Source organism: Ancylobacter mangrovi, assembly GCF_024752335.1.
GTDB lineage: Bacteria > Pseudomonadota > Alphaproteobacteria > Rhizobiales > Xanthobacteraceae > Ancylobacter > Ancylobacter mangrovi.
Map to the genome: position 1 here is coordinate 952,002 of NZ_JANTHY010000001.1, position 15,894 is coordinate 967,895.

General features: G+C 69.6%; 12 protein-coding genes. 10 read left to right on the top strand and 2 right to left on the bottom strand.

Annotated features, from left to right (window positions below; translation table 11 throughout):
- Positions 1–18 precede the first annotated feature (18 nt).
- Both metH and NVS83_RS04710 read left to right on the top strand, forming a co-directional pair.
- Entirely contained in the window at positions 19–3,762 is a 3,744-nt protein-coding gene (gene metH, locus NVS83_RS04705) for a methionine synthase (protein ID WP_258738284.1), read from the top strand.
- 105 nt (positions 3,763–3,867) lie between these two features.
- On the top strand, positions 3,868–4,593 hold the full coding sequence (locus NVS83_RS04710; RefSeq protein WP_258738483.1) for an LssY C-terminal domain-containing protein: 726 nt from the start codon (positions 3,868–3,870) through the stop codon (positions 4,591–4,593).
- A gap of 75 nt (positions 4,594–4,668) precedes the next feature.
- On the opposite strand, the gene NVS83_RS04715 is transcribed toward NVS83_RS04710, so the two are convergent.
- Both NVS83_RS04715 and NVS83_RS04720 read right to left on the bottom strand, forming a co-directional pair.
- Complete coding sequence (locus NVS83_RS04715) at positions 4,669–5,445, bottom strand: outer membrane protein (protein ID WP_258730635.1); 777 nt, start codon at positions 5,443–5,445, stop codon at positions 4,669–4,671.
- Between the two features lie 133 nt (positions 5,446–5,578).
- On the bottom strand, positions 5,579–6,847 hold the full coding sequence (locus NVS83_RS04720; protein ID WP_258738285.1) for an amidase: 1,269 nt from the start codon (positions 6,845–6,847) through the stop codon (positions 5,579–5,581).
- Between the two features lie 210 nt (positions 6,848–7,057).
- On the opposite strand from NVS83_RS04720, the gene pdxY reads away from it, so the two are divergent.
- The 8 genes from pdxY (at position 7,058) to NVS83_RS04760 (ending at position 15,828) form a co-directional block, all read left to right on the top strand.
- Positions 7,058–7,906, top strand: coding sequence for a pyridoxal kinase PdxY (gene pdxY / locus NVS83_RS04725; RefSeq protein WP_258738286.1), 849 nt, complete (start codon positions 7,058–7,060; stop codon positions 7,904–7,906).
- A gap of 5 nt (positions 7,907–7,911) precedes the next feature.
- The gene (locus tag NVS83_RS04730) at positions 7,912–8,808 is read left to right on the top strand and encodes a PhzF family phenazine biosynthesis protein (protein WP_258738287.1); all 897 of its coding nucleotides are present in this window, start codon (positions 7,912–7,914) and stop codon (positions 8,806–8,808) included.
- 27 nt (positions 8,809–8,835) lie between these two features.
- Entirely contained in the window at positions 8,836–9,543 is a 708-nt protein-coding gene (locus NVS83_RS04735) for an NUDIX domain-containing protein (RefSeq protein ID WP_258738288.1), read from the top strand.
- A 210-nt stretch (positions 9,544–9,753) separates the two neighbouring features.
- Entirely contained in the window at positions 9,754–10,788 is a 1,035-nt protein-coding gene (locus NVS83_RS04740) for a BMP family protein (protein WP_258730630.1), read from the top strand.
- A 133-nt stretch (positions 10,789–10,921) separates the two neighbouring features.
- The gene (locus NVS83_RS04745; protein WP_258738289.1) at positions 10,922–12,469 is read left to right on the top strand and encodes an ABC transporter ATP-binding protein; all 1,548 of its coding nucleotides are present in this window, start codon (positions 10,922–10,924) and stop codon (positions 12,467–12,469) included.
- Between the two features lie 55 nt (positions 12,470–12,524).
- Positions 12,525–13,592, top strand: a complete 1,068-nt coding sequence (locus NVS83_RS04750; RefSeq protein ID WP_258738290.1) for an ABC transporter permease — start codon at positions 12,525–12,527, stop codon at positions 13,590–13,592.
- On the top strand, positions 13,592–14,536 hold the full coding sequence (locus NVS83_RS04755) for an ABC transporter permease (protein ID WP_258738291.1): 945 nt from the start codon (positions 13,592–13,594) through the stop codon (positions 14,534–14,536). The genes NVS83_RS04750 and NVS83_RS04755 overlap by 1 nt, the downstream gene beginning before the upstream one ends.
- A complete protein-coding gene (locus tag NVS83_RS04760; protein WP_258738292.1) occupies positions 14,533–15,828 on the top strand; it encodes an amidohydrolase family protein in 1,296 nt (431 codons plus the stop codon). Before NVS83_RS04755 ends, NVS83_RS04760 begins: the two co-directional genes overlap by 4 nt.
- Positions 15,829–15,894: the final 66 nt, after the last annotated feature.

The following is a 15,894-nucleotide window of genomic DNA, read 5'->3' on the forward strand; positions in this document are numbered from 1 at the left end:
AGCAGAAAGTGCTCCGTCATGGCTGACGCACCGAACCCGACCGTCGATACCCTCGCTGCCCTGCGGGAGGCCGCCGGGCAGCGCATCCTCGTGCTCGACGGGGCGATGGGGACGATGATCCAACAGCTCAAGCTGGACGAGGCCGGCTATCGCGGCGAGCGCTTCGCGGGCTGGAACCGCGACCTCAAGGGCAATAACGACCTGCTGAACCTGACGCGGCCCGAGGCGGTGCGCGACATCCATCTCGCCTACTTCATGGCCGGCGCCGACATCGTCGAGACCAACACCTTCTCCGGCACCACAATCGCCATGGCCGATTACGGCATGGAGAGCCTCGTCTACGAGCTCAATTTCGAGGGCGCGCGCCTCGCCAAGGAGGCGGCGAAGCTGGCGGAGGCGAAGGACGGCCGCCGCCGCTTCGTCGCCGGCGCCATCGGCCCGACCAATCGCACCGCCTCGATCTCGCCGGACGTGAACGATCCCGGCTTCCGCGCGACCTCGTTCGACGAGCTGGCGATCGCCTATGGCGAGCAGGCCGCCGCGCTGGTCGACGGCGGCGCCGACCTGCTGCTGATCGAGACGATCTTCGACACGCTGAACGCCAAGGCGGCGATCTTCGCCGTCGAGCGGCTGTTCGCCGAGCGCGGCATCCGCGTGCCGGTGATGATCTCCGGCACCATCACAGACCTGTCGGGCCGCACGCTTTCGGGCCAGACGCCGGAGGCGTTCTGGAACTCGCTGAGCCATGCCAGGCCCTTCTCCATCGGCCTCAACTGCGCGCTCGGCGCCAAGGAGATGCGCGCCCATATCGACGAGCTGTCGCGCATCGCCGACACCTTCGTCTGCGCCTATCCCAATGCGGGCCTGCCCAACGAATTCGGCCTCTATGACGAGAGCCCGGAGGCGATGGCCAAGCTCGTCGGCGAGTTCGCCGCTTCGGGCCTCGTCAACATCGTCGGCGGCTGCTGCGGCACCACGCCGGACCATATCCGCGCGCTGGCGCAGGCCGTCGCGCCGCACGCGCCGCGGACTGTCCCTGAGATCGAGCCGCGCCTGCGCCTGTCCGGCCTCGAGCCGTTCGAGCTGACGCCGCAGATCCCGTTCGTGAATGTCGGCGAGCGCACCAACGTCACCGGCTCGGCGCGCTTCCGCAAGCTCATCACCAATGGCGACTATGCCGCCGCGCTGGCGGTCGCCCGCGACCAGGTGGAGAACGGCGCGCAGGTCATCGACATCAACATGGACGAGGGCCTGCTCGATTCCGAGAAGGCGATGGTGACCTTCCTCAACCTGCTCGCCGCCGAGCCGGACATCGCCCGCGTGCCGGTGATGGTCGACTCGTCGAAGTGGAGTGTGATCGAGGCCGGGCTGAAGTGCATTCAGGGCAAGGGCATCGTCAACTCGATCTCCATGAAGGAGGGCGAGGAGGCGTTCCGCCATCATGCCCGCCTCGTGCGTGCCTATGGCGCGGCGGTGGTGGTCATGGCCTTCGACGAGAAGGGCCAGGCCGACACCTATGAGCGCAAGGTCGAGATCTGCTCGCGCGCCTACCGAATCCTCGTCGATGAGGTCGGCTTCCCGCCCGAGGACATCATCTTTGACCCGAACATCTTCGCGGTCGCGACCGGCATCGAGGAGCACTCGGGCTACGGCGTCGCCTTCATCGACGCGACCCGCGCCATCCGCCAGCTTCTTCCCCACGCCCACATCTCTGGCGGCGTGTCGAACCTGTCCTTCTCGTTCCGCGGCAACGAGCCGGTGCGCGAGGCGATGCACGCCGTGTTCCTCTACCACGCCATCGCGGCGGGGATGGACATGGGCATCGTCAATGCCGGCCAGCTCGCGCCCTATAGCGAGATCGAGCCGGAGCTGCGCGAGGCCTGCGAGGACGTGGTGCTCAATCGCCGCGAGGACGCGACCGAGCGCCTGCTGGCGATCGCCGAGCGCTTCCGCGGCGGCGGGCGCGAGAAGAAGGAGGCCGACCTCACCTGGCGCACTCTGCCGGTCGAGAAGCGGCTGGAGCACGCGTTGATCAACGGCATCACCGAATTCGTCGAGGCCGACACCGAGGAGGCGCGCCAGAACGTCGAGCGCCCGCTCCACGTCATCGAGGGCCCCCTGATGGCCGGCATGAACGTGGTCGGCGACCTGTTCGGCGCCGGCAAGATGTTCCTACCGCAGGTGGTGAAGTCCGCCCGCGTGATGAAGCAGGCGGTGGCCTATCTCATGCCCTTCATGGAGCAGGAGAAGAAGGAGATGGGGCTGGAGGACGTTCCCGCCGCCGGCAAGATCCTGATGGCGACGGTGAAGGGCGACGTCCACGACATCGGCAAGAACATCGTCGGCGTCGTGCTCCAGTGCAACAATTACGAGGTGATCGACCTCGGCGTCATGGTGCCCACCGCCAAGATCCTCGAGACCGCGAGGGAGCGGAAGGTAGACGTGATCGGGCTCTCCGGCCTCATCACCCCCTCGCTCGACGAGATGGTGCATGTCGCCGCCGAGATGGAGCGCGAGGGCTTCGACCTGCCGCTGCTGATCGGCGGGGCGACGACCTCGCGCGTCCACACGGCGGTGAAGATTGCCCCGCAATATCTGAGCGGGCAGGCGGTCTACGTCACCGACGCCAGCCGCGCGGTGGGTGTGGTCTCGAGCCTTCTGAACGAGAACACCCGCGCCGGCTACGCGGCGAATGTGCGCGCCGAATACGCCAAGCTCGCCGAGGCCCATGCCCGCAGCGACCGCAACAAGGTTCGCGTGCGGCTGGAGGATGCGCGCGCCAACCGCCTCGCGCTCGACTTCGACGGCTACGAGGCGCCGGCGCCGGCCTTCCTCGGCACCCGCGTGTTCGAGACCTACGACCTCGGCGAGCTGGTGCCCTATATCGACTGGACGCCCTTCTTCCAGTCCTGGGAGCTGACGGGCCATTTCCCCGCCATCCTCGACGACGCGAAGGTGGGTCCCGCTGCCCGTGCGCTCTATGACGACGCGCGCCGTATGCTGGAGCGCATCGTCGCCGAGAAGTGGCTCACCGCGCGCGCCGTGGTCGGCTTCTGGCCGGCCAACACGGTCGGCGACGACATCGTGCTGTTCGAGGACGAGGCGCGCGACCGCGAGCTTGCCACGCTGCACACGCTGCGCCAGCAGATGGCCAAGCGCGAGGGCCGCACCAACCTGGCGCTGGCCGACTTCGTCGCGCCGAAGAGCACCGGCGTGCCGGACTATGTGGGCGGCTTCTGCGTCTCGACCGGCTTCGGCGAGCATGAGCGCTCGGAAGCTTTCAAGGCCGCGCATGACGACTATTCCGCCATCCTCCTGAAGGCGCTGGCGGACCGGCTGGCGGAGGCCTTCGCCGAACGGATGCACGAGCGCGTGCGCCGCGAGTTCTGGGCCTATGCGAAGGACGAGGCGCTCGACAACGAGGCGCTGATCAAGGAGGCCTATCAGGGCATCCGCCCGGCGCCCGGCTATCCGGCCCAGCCCGACCACACCGAGAAGGCGACGCTGTTCCGCCTGCTCGACGTGACGGCGACGATCGGGGTCGAATTGACCGAGAGCTTCGCCATGTGGCCGGGCGCGGCGGTGTCGGGGCTCTATTTCGCCCATCCCGACGCCTCCTATTTCGGCGTCGGCCGGATCGAGCGCGACCAGGTGGAGGACTACGCGGCCCGCAAGGGGATGAGCGTGGAAGAGGCCGAGCGCTGGCTGGCACCTGTGCTCAACTACGATCCGGTGGGCTATAAGTCTGTCGCGGCGGAGTGACGCCGCGCGGGGAGCAGGGCGGTGACGAGCCGGCACGGCACGAGGCGGCGGATCTGGCACTGGGTCCTGGCCGCGTTCCTGGTCTGGGCGGCGGCGGCCTATGTGATGCTGCCGCGGCTGTGGACGCATTACGAGGACCAGCCAGGCATCCGTCACCTGCCGATGGTGACCGAGACCAAGCAGGGCATTCCGGGCGACCCGATCGACGTCGGCCTGGTCGGCCGGCAGCAGGACGTGATCCAGGCCATGATCGCGGCCGGATGGCGCCCCGCCGATCCGGTGACGCTCAAGTCGAGCATCGACATCGTCGGCTCGGTGCTGCTCGACCGCCCGGATCCGCAGGCGCCGGTGAGCCCGCTCTTCTATGACGGGCGCAAGCAGGACCTCGCCTTCGAGAAGGAGGTCGGCCGCAGTGCCGACCGGCGCGACCATGTGCGGTTCTGGAAGGTGCTGGAGCGCGGCGAGGAGGGCGATCCGGTCTGGCTCGGCTCGGCGACCTATGATCGCGGCGTCGGGCTCAGCCACGACACCGGCGCGGTCACGCACCATATCGGCCCGGATGTCGACGCCGTGCGCGACCTGCTGATCGACGACCTGAAGGCCGCCGGCGTGGTGCGCGTCATCTATCAGGTGACCGGGCTCGGCCCGACCCTGTTCGGCCGCAACGGTGGCGGCGATCCCTATTACACCGATGGCGAGATCTGGTTCGCCCGCCTCATGCCCGATGGCGAGAAGAACCCGAAGCCCGCGACCATCATCGCGCCGCCGCCCTCCGTGGGCGCCAAGGACGCCATATGGAGCGCGGTCGCCGATCTTGTCGGCGTCCAGTGAGACGCCGAAAGGACGAGCGGGCCGGCGAAGCCGCCGTCACCCGCTCTCCCGTTCGCGTGACGCCGCAGCGTCGGCTCAGAACTTGTAGTTCACGCCGACCTTGATGGTCTGCAGCTTGGCGTCGATGTCCGTGCTGGACGAGCCGTCCCAGGTGATGTCGCCCAGGTCGGCGTAGAGATATTCGATCTTCGCCGTCCAGTTGTCGGTGAAGGCGTATTCGAGGCCGGCACCCACCGTCCAGCCCCACAGCGTGTCGCTGCTGGACGCGGAACCCGACAGACCCGGCTGGTAGACGCCGTTGATGTAGTTGCTCACATCCCCGGAGGCTTTGACGTTGCCCCAGGCGAGACCGCCGGTGACGTAGGGCAGGAAGCGGTCCATCGCGTAGCCGAGGCGGGCACGGATGGTGCCGAAGGCCTCGATCTTGGTCCGGACCGACCCGTAGCTCTCGGCGAGAACGCCGGGTGCGGTGGCGTAGGCGTAGTAGTTCAGCTTGTCGTCGAGCGAGCCGAAATCGAAATCGGCCTCGACGCCCAGCACGACGTTGTTGATGAACTGGTAGTTGTAGCCGAGCTGGAAGCCGCCGAACCAACCTTCCGGATCGACGCCACCCGTGTAGCTGTAACCGTCCCAGCCCCCGTAGTAATAATTGAAGTAACGGTCCCAGGGCGCGGAACCGTCACCCCACCCGTAACCGACGTTCGCGCCGAGATAGAAGCCGGTCCAGGTGAACACCGGAACGGCCACGATCGGCGGCGGAGCCTTGACGGGGTAGGACATATCGGCCGCGAAGGCCGGAACGGCAAGCGCAGCACCGGCCACGCTGCCTAGCAGAAGCGACTTGAGGCTCATCTGGCTCTCTCCCCCAAAGGAAAACGCCCAACTATTCGACGACAATCCTTAGTAAATTGTCGCTAGTCAAGGGAGGAGATGAAATTGGTATTACCTTACGTCTTTATCTGTATTCGTTGGGAACGTTACTGCGTCACGCAGCGGCAATCGCCCGCTCCAGAAACCGCGCGGCGCCAAGCGTCGCCTTGTCGCGACCGAAGCGGCCTACAACCTGGACGCCCATCGGCAGCCCGCTCGCCCCGGTGAGGCCGGCGACGTTCACGCAAGGAGCGCCGCTCAGCGTCCACAGCCTGTTGAACATCGGCGAGCCGGTGCTGGCGTGGCCCTCCGGCGCTTCGCCCGGAGCGGAGAAGGTGAGGAGCGCGTCATACCCGGCGAACAGGTCCGCCAGCGCGTGGCGCCCGCGCCGGGCGGTGCGGCGGGCGGCGTCGTAGGTCTCCGGCGCGATGGTCATCCCGTCGGCGAGATACGCGGCGAGCATGTCCGAGAGCTGCTCGCGATGCCGGTCCCATTCGTCCGCGAAGGCCAGCGCCGCCTCGTAGGACTGGATCACGCCCTGCGCCTCGTCGCTCGCCTCGATCTCCGGCGGCAGCTCGATCTCGGTGACGCGCGCGCCCGCCTTGCGCGCCGCCTCTGCGGCGGCCTTCAGCGCGGCGTGGGCGTCGGGCGAGGCCTGGTCGGCGCGCGCGGTCTTCGCCAGCGCGAAATGGGGCGCCTCGCTCTCCTCGTCCGGCTGAAGGTCGCGCCCCGTCATCGCCGCGGCCGCGAAGGCGACGTCGCCGACATGGGCGCCGAACAGGCCGATCGTGTCGAGCGACCAGGCGAACACCTTGAGGCCCAGCACCGGGATCAGCTTGAAGGACGGCTTGTAGCCGGTAACGCCGCAGAAGGATGCCGGGCGGATCACCGAGCCGGCGGTCTGGGTGCCGAGCGCGAGAGGCAGCATGCCCGCCGCGACCGCCGCCGCCGATCCCGCCGAGGAGCCGCCCGGCGTGTGGGCGTGCCGGCGCGGGTTGCGCGTGGCGGCCGGCTTCATGAAGGCGAATTCGGTGGTTGCCATCTTGCCCGCCATCACCGCGCCGGCCCGCAGCGCCATGCGCACGACCGCGGCGTCGGCGGCCGGCCGGTAGCCGGCATAGAGCGGCGAGCCGCGTTCGGTCGGCAGCGCGGCCGTGTCGAGCACGTCCTTGATGCCGATCGGCAGGCCAGCGAGCGGGCGCTCGGCGAGCCCCGCCTCGCGCGAGCGGGCGAGCATGCCGTCAAGGTCGAGCGTGGCGAAGGCGCGCACCTGCGGCTCCTGCGCGCGGATCGTTTCGGCGCAGCGTTCGGCGATGTCGGCGGGGGTGAGGCGCCCGGCGCGCACGGCGTGGGCGAGGGCGACGGCAGAGAGCATCTCGGTCATGGGCCTGCCTGTGGCACGGGCCGGGACGCCGGGCAAGGGGTGCCGGGCAGGGGCGTCCGGGCATGCGCGTCGGCGTCGAACCGGCCGGATGCGGCGCGGGCAGCCGGGACACATGCGTCAACATTATGCGTTTGCTCACCGATTTTCGTTTGAGCCCTTGCGTCGCGCACGATAAGCGCGGATCGTTCCAACCGGTCGGGGCGCGCGCATATGAACATCCTGTCGATACAGAGCTGGGTTGCCTATGGTCATGTCGGCAACGCTTCCGCCATGTTTCCGATGCAGCGGCTCGGCCATGAGGTGTGGGGCATCCACACCGTGCAGTTCTCGAACCACACCGGCTACGGCGCCTGGCGCGGCGAGGTGTTCGGCGGCGAGCTGATCCGCGAACTGGTCGGCGGCATGGAGGACCGGAACGTGCTGCCGCGCTGCGACGGCGTGCTCTCGGGCTACATGGGCGCGGCCGATATCGGCGACGCCATCCTCGACACGGTCGGGCGGGTGAAGGCGGCCAATGCCGCCGCGCATTACTGCTGCGACCCGGTGATCGGCGACGTCGGGCGCGGCATCTTCGTGCGGCCCGGAATCCCCGAATTCATGCGCGAGCGGGCGGTGCCGGCGGCGGACCTGATCACGCCGAACCAGTTCGAGCTCGACTATCTCGCCGGCCAGACCACGACCACGCTGGCCGATGCGCGGGCCGCCTGCGCGGCGGTGCACGCCACGGGGCCGCGCGTCATCATGGTGACCAGCCTGCACACGGAGGATACCCCGGCCGACGCGATCGACCTGATGGCGTCCGGGCCGGACGGGGCCTTCCGCGTGCGCACGCCCAAGCTCGACATCTCGGTCAACGGTGCGGGCGACGCCATCGCCGCGCTGTTCTTCGTGCACTGGAAGAGCACCCATTCCACCGCCGAGGCGCTCTCCAAGGCTGCCTCCTCGGCCTATGGCTTGCTTGCCCGCACCGCGGCCGCCGGCTCGCGGGAGATCCTGACCGTGGCGGCGCAGGACGAATTCGTGACGCCCTCGCGCGTCTTCACACCGGAGAAGCTTTGAGCGCCATGGCACGCCGTTTCGTCATTCTCGACGTCTTTACGGACCGGATCCTTTCGGGCAACCCGCTCGCCGTCGTGCTCGACGCGGACGGGCTGGACGGCAACCAAATGCAGGCCATCGCCCGCGAGTTCAACCTCTCCGAGACGGTGTTCGTGCTGAAGCCCGAGGAGGAGACGAGCCGCGCGCGGCTGCGCATCTTCACCGTCAATCACGAGCTCCCCTTCGCCGGCCATCCCACGGTCGGCACCTCGGTGCTGCTGGCGCTGCGCGACGAGGTGGAGACCAGCACCGATTTCGCGCTGGAGGAGAATGTCGGCGTCATTCCCTGCCATGTGAACGTGCGCGGCGAGCGCGCGGGCTCGGCCACCTTCACCGTGCCGCGGGTGCCGGAGATCGTGGATGTCGAGCCGATGAGCCGGGAGGCCTGCGCCCAGGCGCTCGGCCTCGACCTCGACGACATCGGCTTCGACGATTATCAACCGGTCGTCGCCTCGGCCGGCGTGCCCTTCGTGTGCATCCCGCTCGCCTCGCGCTCGGCGCTGGCCCGCATCAGCCCCAGCGCCGGCCGGCTGATCGGCACCTTCGGCGGCGAGGCGGACTCGGTCTACGTGTTCTGCCGCGACGAGGACGGGGAGGGCGACCTGCGCGCGCGCATGTTCGCCGCCAATATGGGCATCGACGAGGACCCGGCCACGGGCTCGGCGGCCGCCTCGCTGGCGGCGGTGCTGATGGCCGGCGAGAAGCCGGAGGACGGCTTCCACGCCTTCGACATCCTGCAGGGGGTGGAGATGGGCCGCCCCAGCCTGGTGCGGCTGGGGCTGGAGGTCGAGCAGGGCGAGCTGGTCGCGGTGACCATCGGCGGCGGCGCGGTCATCGTCTCCGAGGGCGTCATCCATGTCTGAGGGCCGCAGCGGGACCGCGGGCGGCGCGTGACGGACGCCTCCGCCATCGACATGATCGAGCTCGACCGTCTCGATCTCCACCTCGATTCCGGGCCCTGCGCCTATTCGCAGCGCCACCGGACGGCGATCGACGCCCATTTCGCGCGGCTGCTGCGCGAGCGCCCGGAACTGTGGAACGGGCGCGTGCTGCTCATGGGCGAGGGCGCCATCGCCGGCCGCACGCTGCGCGGGCACTGCGTCGAGACCGACTACGCGACGCTGCTCTGGCTGCTGCGCGAGGACGCCGTGCCCGATCTGCGCAACTGCTTCGCCGCCGCCGCGCTGCGCGGCTCGGATGGCGGCTTCGTGCTGGCGCGCCAGGCGCCATGGACCTTCAATGCCGGGCGCGTCTACTTCGCCACCGGCACGCCCGATCCCTCCGACGTCACGTCCGACGGGCGGGTAGACCTCGAAGCCGGCATGTGGCGCGAGCTCGCCGAGGAGACCGGCCTCAGGTCGGCCGATTTCGCGTCGGCAAGCGGCTGGGTCGCGCTGCGCGACGCGCGGCGCATCGTGCTGATGCGCGAGCTCGTCGCTCCGGTGAGCGCGGAGGTGCTGGCCGCCCGCATCCGCGGCTTCATCGCCCGCGAGGACCGGCCCGAAGTGGACGAGGTGGTCATCGCCCGCAGCGAGGCCGATCTCGGGCCGGCCATGCCCGATTTCATCATCCGCTACCTGCGCGCCGTCTGGGCCTAGCGCACCCCGCCGACACCCTTCCGGCATCCCGTCCGACACGCCGCCCGGCCTCCGGCGCGGCGCAACCGGCTTGACGTTGGGGACGATCCGAAAAAGGCTCGTGACTTTTCGGACTGAACAGTTCGAAATTGGCATGGCAATCGCATGGAATTCGGTCCAAGCGGTCCGCAATTCAGCGCGCCGCCGCCCCTTTGCTCGGGAGAAGTTAAGATGGTCGACACGTCCGAAAGCCTGCCGCTCTTCTCGTCAGGCCAGATTGACCGGCGGCGGCTGCTCGCGCTCGGCGCGGGGGCGCTCGCCTTCAGCACGTTCAGCGGTGCGGCTCTGGCCGCCAAGGAAAAGCCGATCAAGGTCGCCGCGATCTTCACGGTGCCGGTCGAGCAGCAGTGGGTCTCGCGCATCCACAAGGCGCTCAAGGCCGCCGAGGCGCGCGGCGACATCACCTACAAGTTCTCCGAGAACGTCGCCAACACCGACTACGAGCGCGTCATGCGCCAGTATTCGCAGGAAGGCGCCGACCTCGTCGTCGGCGAAGTCTTCGCGGTGGAGCGCCCGGCGCGCAAGGTTGCGGCGGACTATCCCGATACTGCCTATTTGATGGGCTCGTCCTTCGGTCCGACCAAGCCCAATTTCTCGGTGTTCGACAATTTCATCCACGAGCCGTCCTTTCTCACCGGCATGGTGGCCGGCAAGCTGACCAAGTCGAACATCATCGGCCTGGTTGGCGGCTACGCCATCCCGGAGGTCAACCGGCTGATGCAGGCCTTCATGGAAGGCGCGGTCTCGGTGAACCCGGACGTGAAGTTCCTCGTGACCTTCATCAACAGCTGGTACGACCCGCCCAAGGCCAAGGAGGCGGCCTTCGCCCAGATCGACAAGGGCGCGGACATTCTCTACGCCGAGCGCTTCGGCGTGTCGGACGCCGCCAAGGAGCGCGGCATCAAGGCGATCGGCAACGTCATCGACACCGCCGGCGACTATCCCGGCACGGTGGTCGCCTCCGCCCTGTGGCACATGGAGCCGACCGTCGACCGCGCCATCAAGGCGGTGATGGACGGCACCTTCACCGCCGAGGATTACGGCCCGTTCAGCTACATGGCCCAGGGCGGCGCCAGCCTCGCCACGCTCGACCCCAAGCTGGTGCCGCCGGAGGTGATCGACCTCGTCCTGCTCAAGGAAAAGGAGATCAAGGACGGCCTGTTCCGGGTCAACGTGAACGACGCCGAGCCCAAATCCACCATGTGAGGGCCGCGCCTCTCCCTTCGCGGGAGAGCGCGAGGACGGGGGGAGCGCGCTTCCCTCGTCCGGCCGCGGCGCGGCCGACCTCTCCCGGCCGGGACGAGGGTCCAGACAAGGCAACCGGTTGCGGCTCCAGCTCATGCATCCCGATCCCCGTCCCCTCGTGCTCTCGCTGACCGGCATCACCAAGCGCTTCGGTCCGCTGACGGCCAATGACCGCATCGACCTCGACGTGCGCGCGGGCGAGATCGTCGCGCTGCTCGGCGAGAACGGCGCCGGCAAGACCACGCTGATGAGCATCCTGTTCGGCCACTACGTCGCCGACGAGGGGACGGTGAACGTCGCCGGCGCGGACGGGCAGCTCGCGCCCCTGCCGGGCGGCTCGGCCGAGGCGGCGCTGGAGGCGGGCATCGGCATGGTGCACCAGCATTTCGCGCTGGCTGAGAACCTCACCGGCTTCGAGAACATCGTGCTCGGCACCCAGTCGCTGTGGAGCACACGGCTGAAGCGCCGCGAGGCGCGGGCGCGGGTGGAGCGCCTGATCGAGGAAAGCGGGCTCGCCGCCGACCTCGACGTGCCGGTGGCGCGGCTCTCGGTCGGCGAGCAGCAGCGCATCGAGATTCTGAAGGCGCTCTATCGCGAGGTGCGCGTGCTCATCCTCGACGAGCCGACCGCCGTGCTGACGCCGCAGGAGGCGGACGGGCTCGCCGCCACCGTGCGCCGGCTGGCGGGGAGGGGCCTCGCCGTCATCTTCATCAGCCACAAGCTGCACGAGGTGCTGGCCCTGTGCGAGCGCGTCGTGGTGCTGCGCGGCGGCGCCAAGGTGGCGGACCGGCCGACCGCCGGGGCCGACCGGGCGACGCTGGCCGAGCTGATGGTCGGCCGCGCCATCCCCGCGCGCGAGCGCCCGCCCACCACGCCTGGCGCGCCGGTGCTGGAGCTGCGTGCGGCGAGCGTCGGCAAACCCGGCCAGCGCGACCGGCTGGAGGCGGCCGATCTCGTGCTGCGCGCCGGCGAGATCGTCGGCATCGCCGGCGTGTCGGGCAACGGGCAGGGCGCGCTGGCCGCTCTCGTCGCCGGGCTCGCGGCCGCCCGCTCGGGCGAGGTGACGATCGCCGGCGCGCCGGCGGGCGAAGCCGATACCGCCGGCCGGATCGCCGCCGGGGTGGGGCGCATTCCAGAGGACCGCCATCGCGACGGCACCATCGGCGCGCTCAGCGTCGCCGAGAACTACGTGCTGGAGACCGTTTCCGAGGCCGGCAACCAGGCCTTCGGCTTCCTTCGCCGCGCCGGCATCCGGGCGCGCACGGGGGAGGCGATCAGGGCCTATGACATTCGCTGTCCCGGACCCGACGCGGCGATCCGCGCGCTGTCCGGCGGCAACATGCAGAAGGTGGTGCTGGCCCGGGTGCTGGAGCGCGCGCCGCGCCTCATCCTCGCCCATCAGCCCACGCGCGGCCTCGACATCGGCGCCACCACCGAGGTGCATCGGCGCCTGATCGCGGCGCGCGGGCGCGGGGCGGGGGTGCTTTTGATCTCCGAGGATCTCGACGAGCTGTTCGCCCTGTCCGACCGCATCGCCGTGGTCCATGCCGGGCACCTGTCTCCGGCCATGGTGGCGGAAGGGCTCGACGTGCGCACGGTCGGGCTGATGATGGCCGGCCACATGCCCGGGGAGGCCGCGTGATGGATCGCCCGACGCACAGCAGCAACCGCTCGGCCGGGCCGGGGAGGGGCGCGCGATGATCCGCTTCGTGCCGCGCGAGCGCACGCCGCTCTGGCTCACCATCGCCGTGCCGGTCGGCTCGGGCCTCGCTGCGCTGCTGCTCACCGCCCTCCCGCTGGCGCTCTCCGGTGCACCGATCCTCGACGCCTTCCGGCTGATGGCGCTCGGCGCGGCCGGCAGCGGCTTCGCGCTCGCCGAGACGCTGACCCGCGCCACGCCGCTGATCTTCACCGGGCTGGCCGCGGCGGTCGCGTTCCGCGCCAAACTTTGGAACATCGGAGCCGAGGGCCAGCTCTATGCCGGGGCGCTGGCGACGGTCGCGCTCGGCGCCGGGCTGATCGAGGCGCCGGCCTATGTGCTGCTGCCGCTGGTGCTGCTCGCCGGGGCGCTGGCGGGCGCCGCGCTGCTGCTCGTGCCGGTGCTGTTCAAGTCGCGCTTCGGCGCCGACGAGGTGGTGGTCACGCTGCTGATGAACTTCATCGTGCTGCTGTTCGTGCAGATGATGATCGAGGGCCCGATGAAGGACGAGATGGCTCTCGGCTGGCCGCAATCCGCCCCCGTGCTCGACGAGGCGACGCTGCCCAAGCTCTTCACCGGGCTCAGGCTCCATTGGGGCCTCGTCATCGCCGTCGCCGCCGCCGTGCTGCTGCACGTGCTGATCTCGCGCACGGTGTGGGGCTTCCGCATCCGCGCGGTGGGCGAGAACGCCCGCGCCGCCCGCTATGCGGGCCTGCCCGTGGGCCGCTCGCTGGCGCTGGTCAGCCTGCTGTCGGGCGGGCTCGCCGGCCTCGCCGGGGCGAGCGAGGTGGCGGGGCTGAAAGGCTACCTCACCTCCGACCTCTCGCCCGGCTTCGGCTATGCCGGCATCGTGGTGGCGACGCTGGCCAATCTCTCGCCGCTCGGCGTCGTCCCCTCGGCGATCTTCATCGCCGCCGTGTTCGTGGGCGCGGACAGCATGAGCCGGGCGATCGGCGTCTCCAACTACCTCGCCGACCTCGTCGTCGCCTTCGCGCTGCTGAGCGTGCTGATCGGCGGCCTGCTGACGCGTTTCCGCCTCGTCCTCGTCCGCCGGGAGGCCGCCTGATGCTCGACGCGCTGGACATCCTGCTGCAGGCCAATTTCTGGGCTGCGACCATCCGCATCGCCACCCCGCTGATCTTCGGCGTGCTCGGCGCGCTGCTGTGCGAGCGGGCGGGCGTGCTCAATCTCGGCATCGAGGGCATCTTCGTCGCCGGCGCCATGTCGGGCTGGCTGGCGGTCTATCTCGGCCTGCCGCTCTGGGGCGGCGTGCTGGTCGCCGCGCTGGTGGGCGCCGGCTTCGGCCTCGTCCATGGCGTGCTCACCGTGCCGCTCGGCCTGTCGCAGCACGTCACCGGCATCGGGGTGACGCTGCTCGCGACCTCGGCCGCCTATTTCGGCTATCGCGTCGCCTTCCCCAATGTCGGCACGCCGCCGCGCATCGAGCCCTTCCCCCCGCTCGACGTGCCGGTCATCGGCGATCTGCCCTTCATCGGCCCGATCGTGGGGCAGCAGACCGCCTTCACCGTGCTCGCCTTCGCCTGCGTCATCCTCGTCGCCTTCGTGCTGGCGCGCACGCCGCTCGGCCTCGCGCTGCGGGCGGTGGGCGACAATCCCGAGGCGGTGGAGGCGCAGGGACTTTCGGTGATCGGCCTGCGCATGGGCGCGGTGATGGCCGGCTCGGCGCTGATGGCGCTGGGCGGCGCCTTCCTCACCCTGTCCGCCTTCAATGCCTTCTATTTCGGCATGATCAACGGGCGCGGCTGGGTGTGCATCGCGCTGACCGTGTTCGCCTCCTGGCGGCCGGGCAAGGCGCTCGTCGGGGCGCTGCTGTTCGGCGCGCTCGACGCCTACCAGCTCCGCCTGCAGACCATCACCGGCGGGGCGGTGCCGAGCCAGATCTTCCTCATGCTGCCCTATATTTTCTCCATCGCCGCGCTAGTGCTGGTGGCCCGCCGCGCCGACTATCCGCGCGCTCTCATGAAGCCCTATTTCAAAGGTCAGCGATGAGCCTCGATCTCCTGATACGCAATGCCCGCCTGCCCGACGGCCGGATGGGCGTCGACATCGCCTGCGCGGACGGGCGCATCGTCGCGGTGGAAGCGGGCATCGAGACCGAGGCGGCCCGCGTGATCGACGCCGCCGGCCAGCTCGTCGCGCCGCCTTTCGTCGACGTGCATTTCCACATGGACGCGACGCTCTCGCTCGGCCTGCCGCGGATGAACCGCTCCGGCACGCTGCTGGAGGGCATCGCGCTGTGGGGCGAGCTGAAGCCGCTCCTCACCCATGAGGCGGTGATCGAGCGCGCGCTCGCCTATTGCGACCTCGCGGTGAGCCAGGGCCTGCTGGCCATCCGCTCCCATGTCGACATCTGCGACGACCGGCTGCTGGCGGTCGAGGCGCTGCTCGATGTCAGGGAGCGGGTGAAGGACTATATCGACCTCCAGCTCGTCGCCTTCCCGCAGGACGGCTACTACCGCTCGCCGGACGCCGCCCGCAATCTCGAGCGCGCGCTCGACATGGGCGTCGACGTCGTCGGCGGCATTCCCCATTTCGAGCGCACCATGGCGGACGGCGCCGCCTCGCTCAAAGCCCTGTGCGAGATCGCCGCCGCGCGCGGGCTGCGCGTCGACATCCATTGCGACGAGACCGACGACCCGATGTCGCGCCATATCGAGGCACTGAGCTACGAGACGCAGCGGCTCGGCCTTCAGGGCAGGGTGGCGGGCTCGCATCTCACCTCCATGCACTCCATGGACAATTACTACGTCTCCAAGCTGATCCCGCTGATGGCCGAGGCGGGCGTGCATGCCATCGCCAATCCGCTCATCAACATCACCCTGCAGGGGCGCCACGACACCTACCCGAAGCGGCGCGGCATGACCCGCGTGCCAGAGCTGCGGGCGGCGGGGATCAACGTCGCCTTCGGCCATGACTGCGTGATGGACCCCTGGTACTCGCTCGGCTCGGGCGACTTGCTGGAAGTGGCGCACATGGCGCTGCATGTCGGTCAGATGACCTCGCGTGAGGCGATGACCTGGTGCTTCGAGGCGGTGACGACCAACCCCGCCCGCATCATGGGGCTGGAAGGCTATGGCATCGCACCGGGCTGCAACGCCGACCTCGTCGTGCTGCAGGCTGCCGACCCGATCGAGGCGATCCGGCTCAAGGCGACGCGGCTGTTCGTCGTGCGCCGCGGGCGGGTGATCGCCGAAGGCACGCCGCGCGCCTCGGTGCTCGACCTGCCGGGCCGCCCGCAGGTGGTGGACCCCGCCACCTACGCGCCGCACGAGGCGGAATGAGGCGAGGCGGCGGTTGAATCGGTTTGTGAACGGGGCGCGGAATCCGGTTGCGCGCCCCCCGCGCCC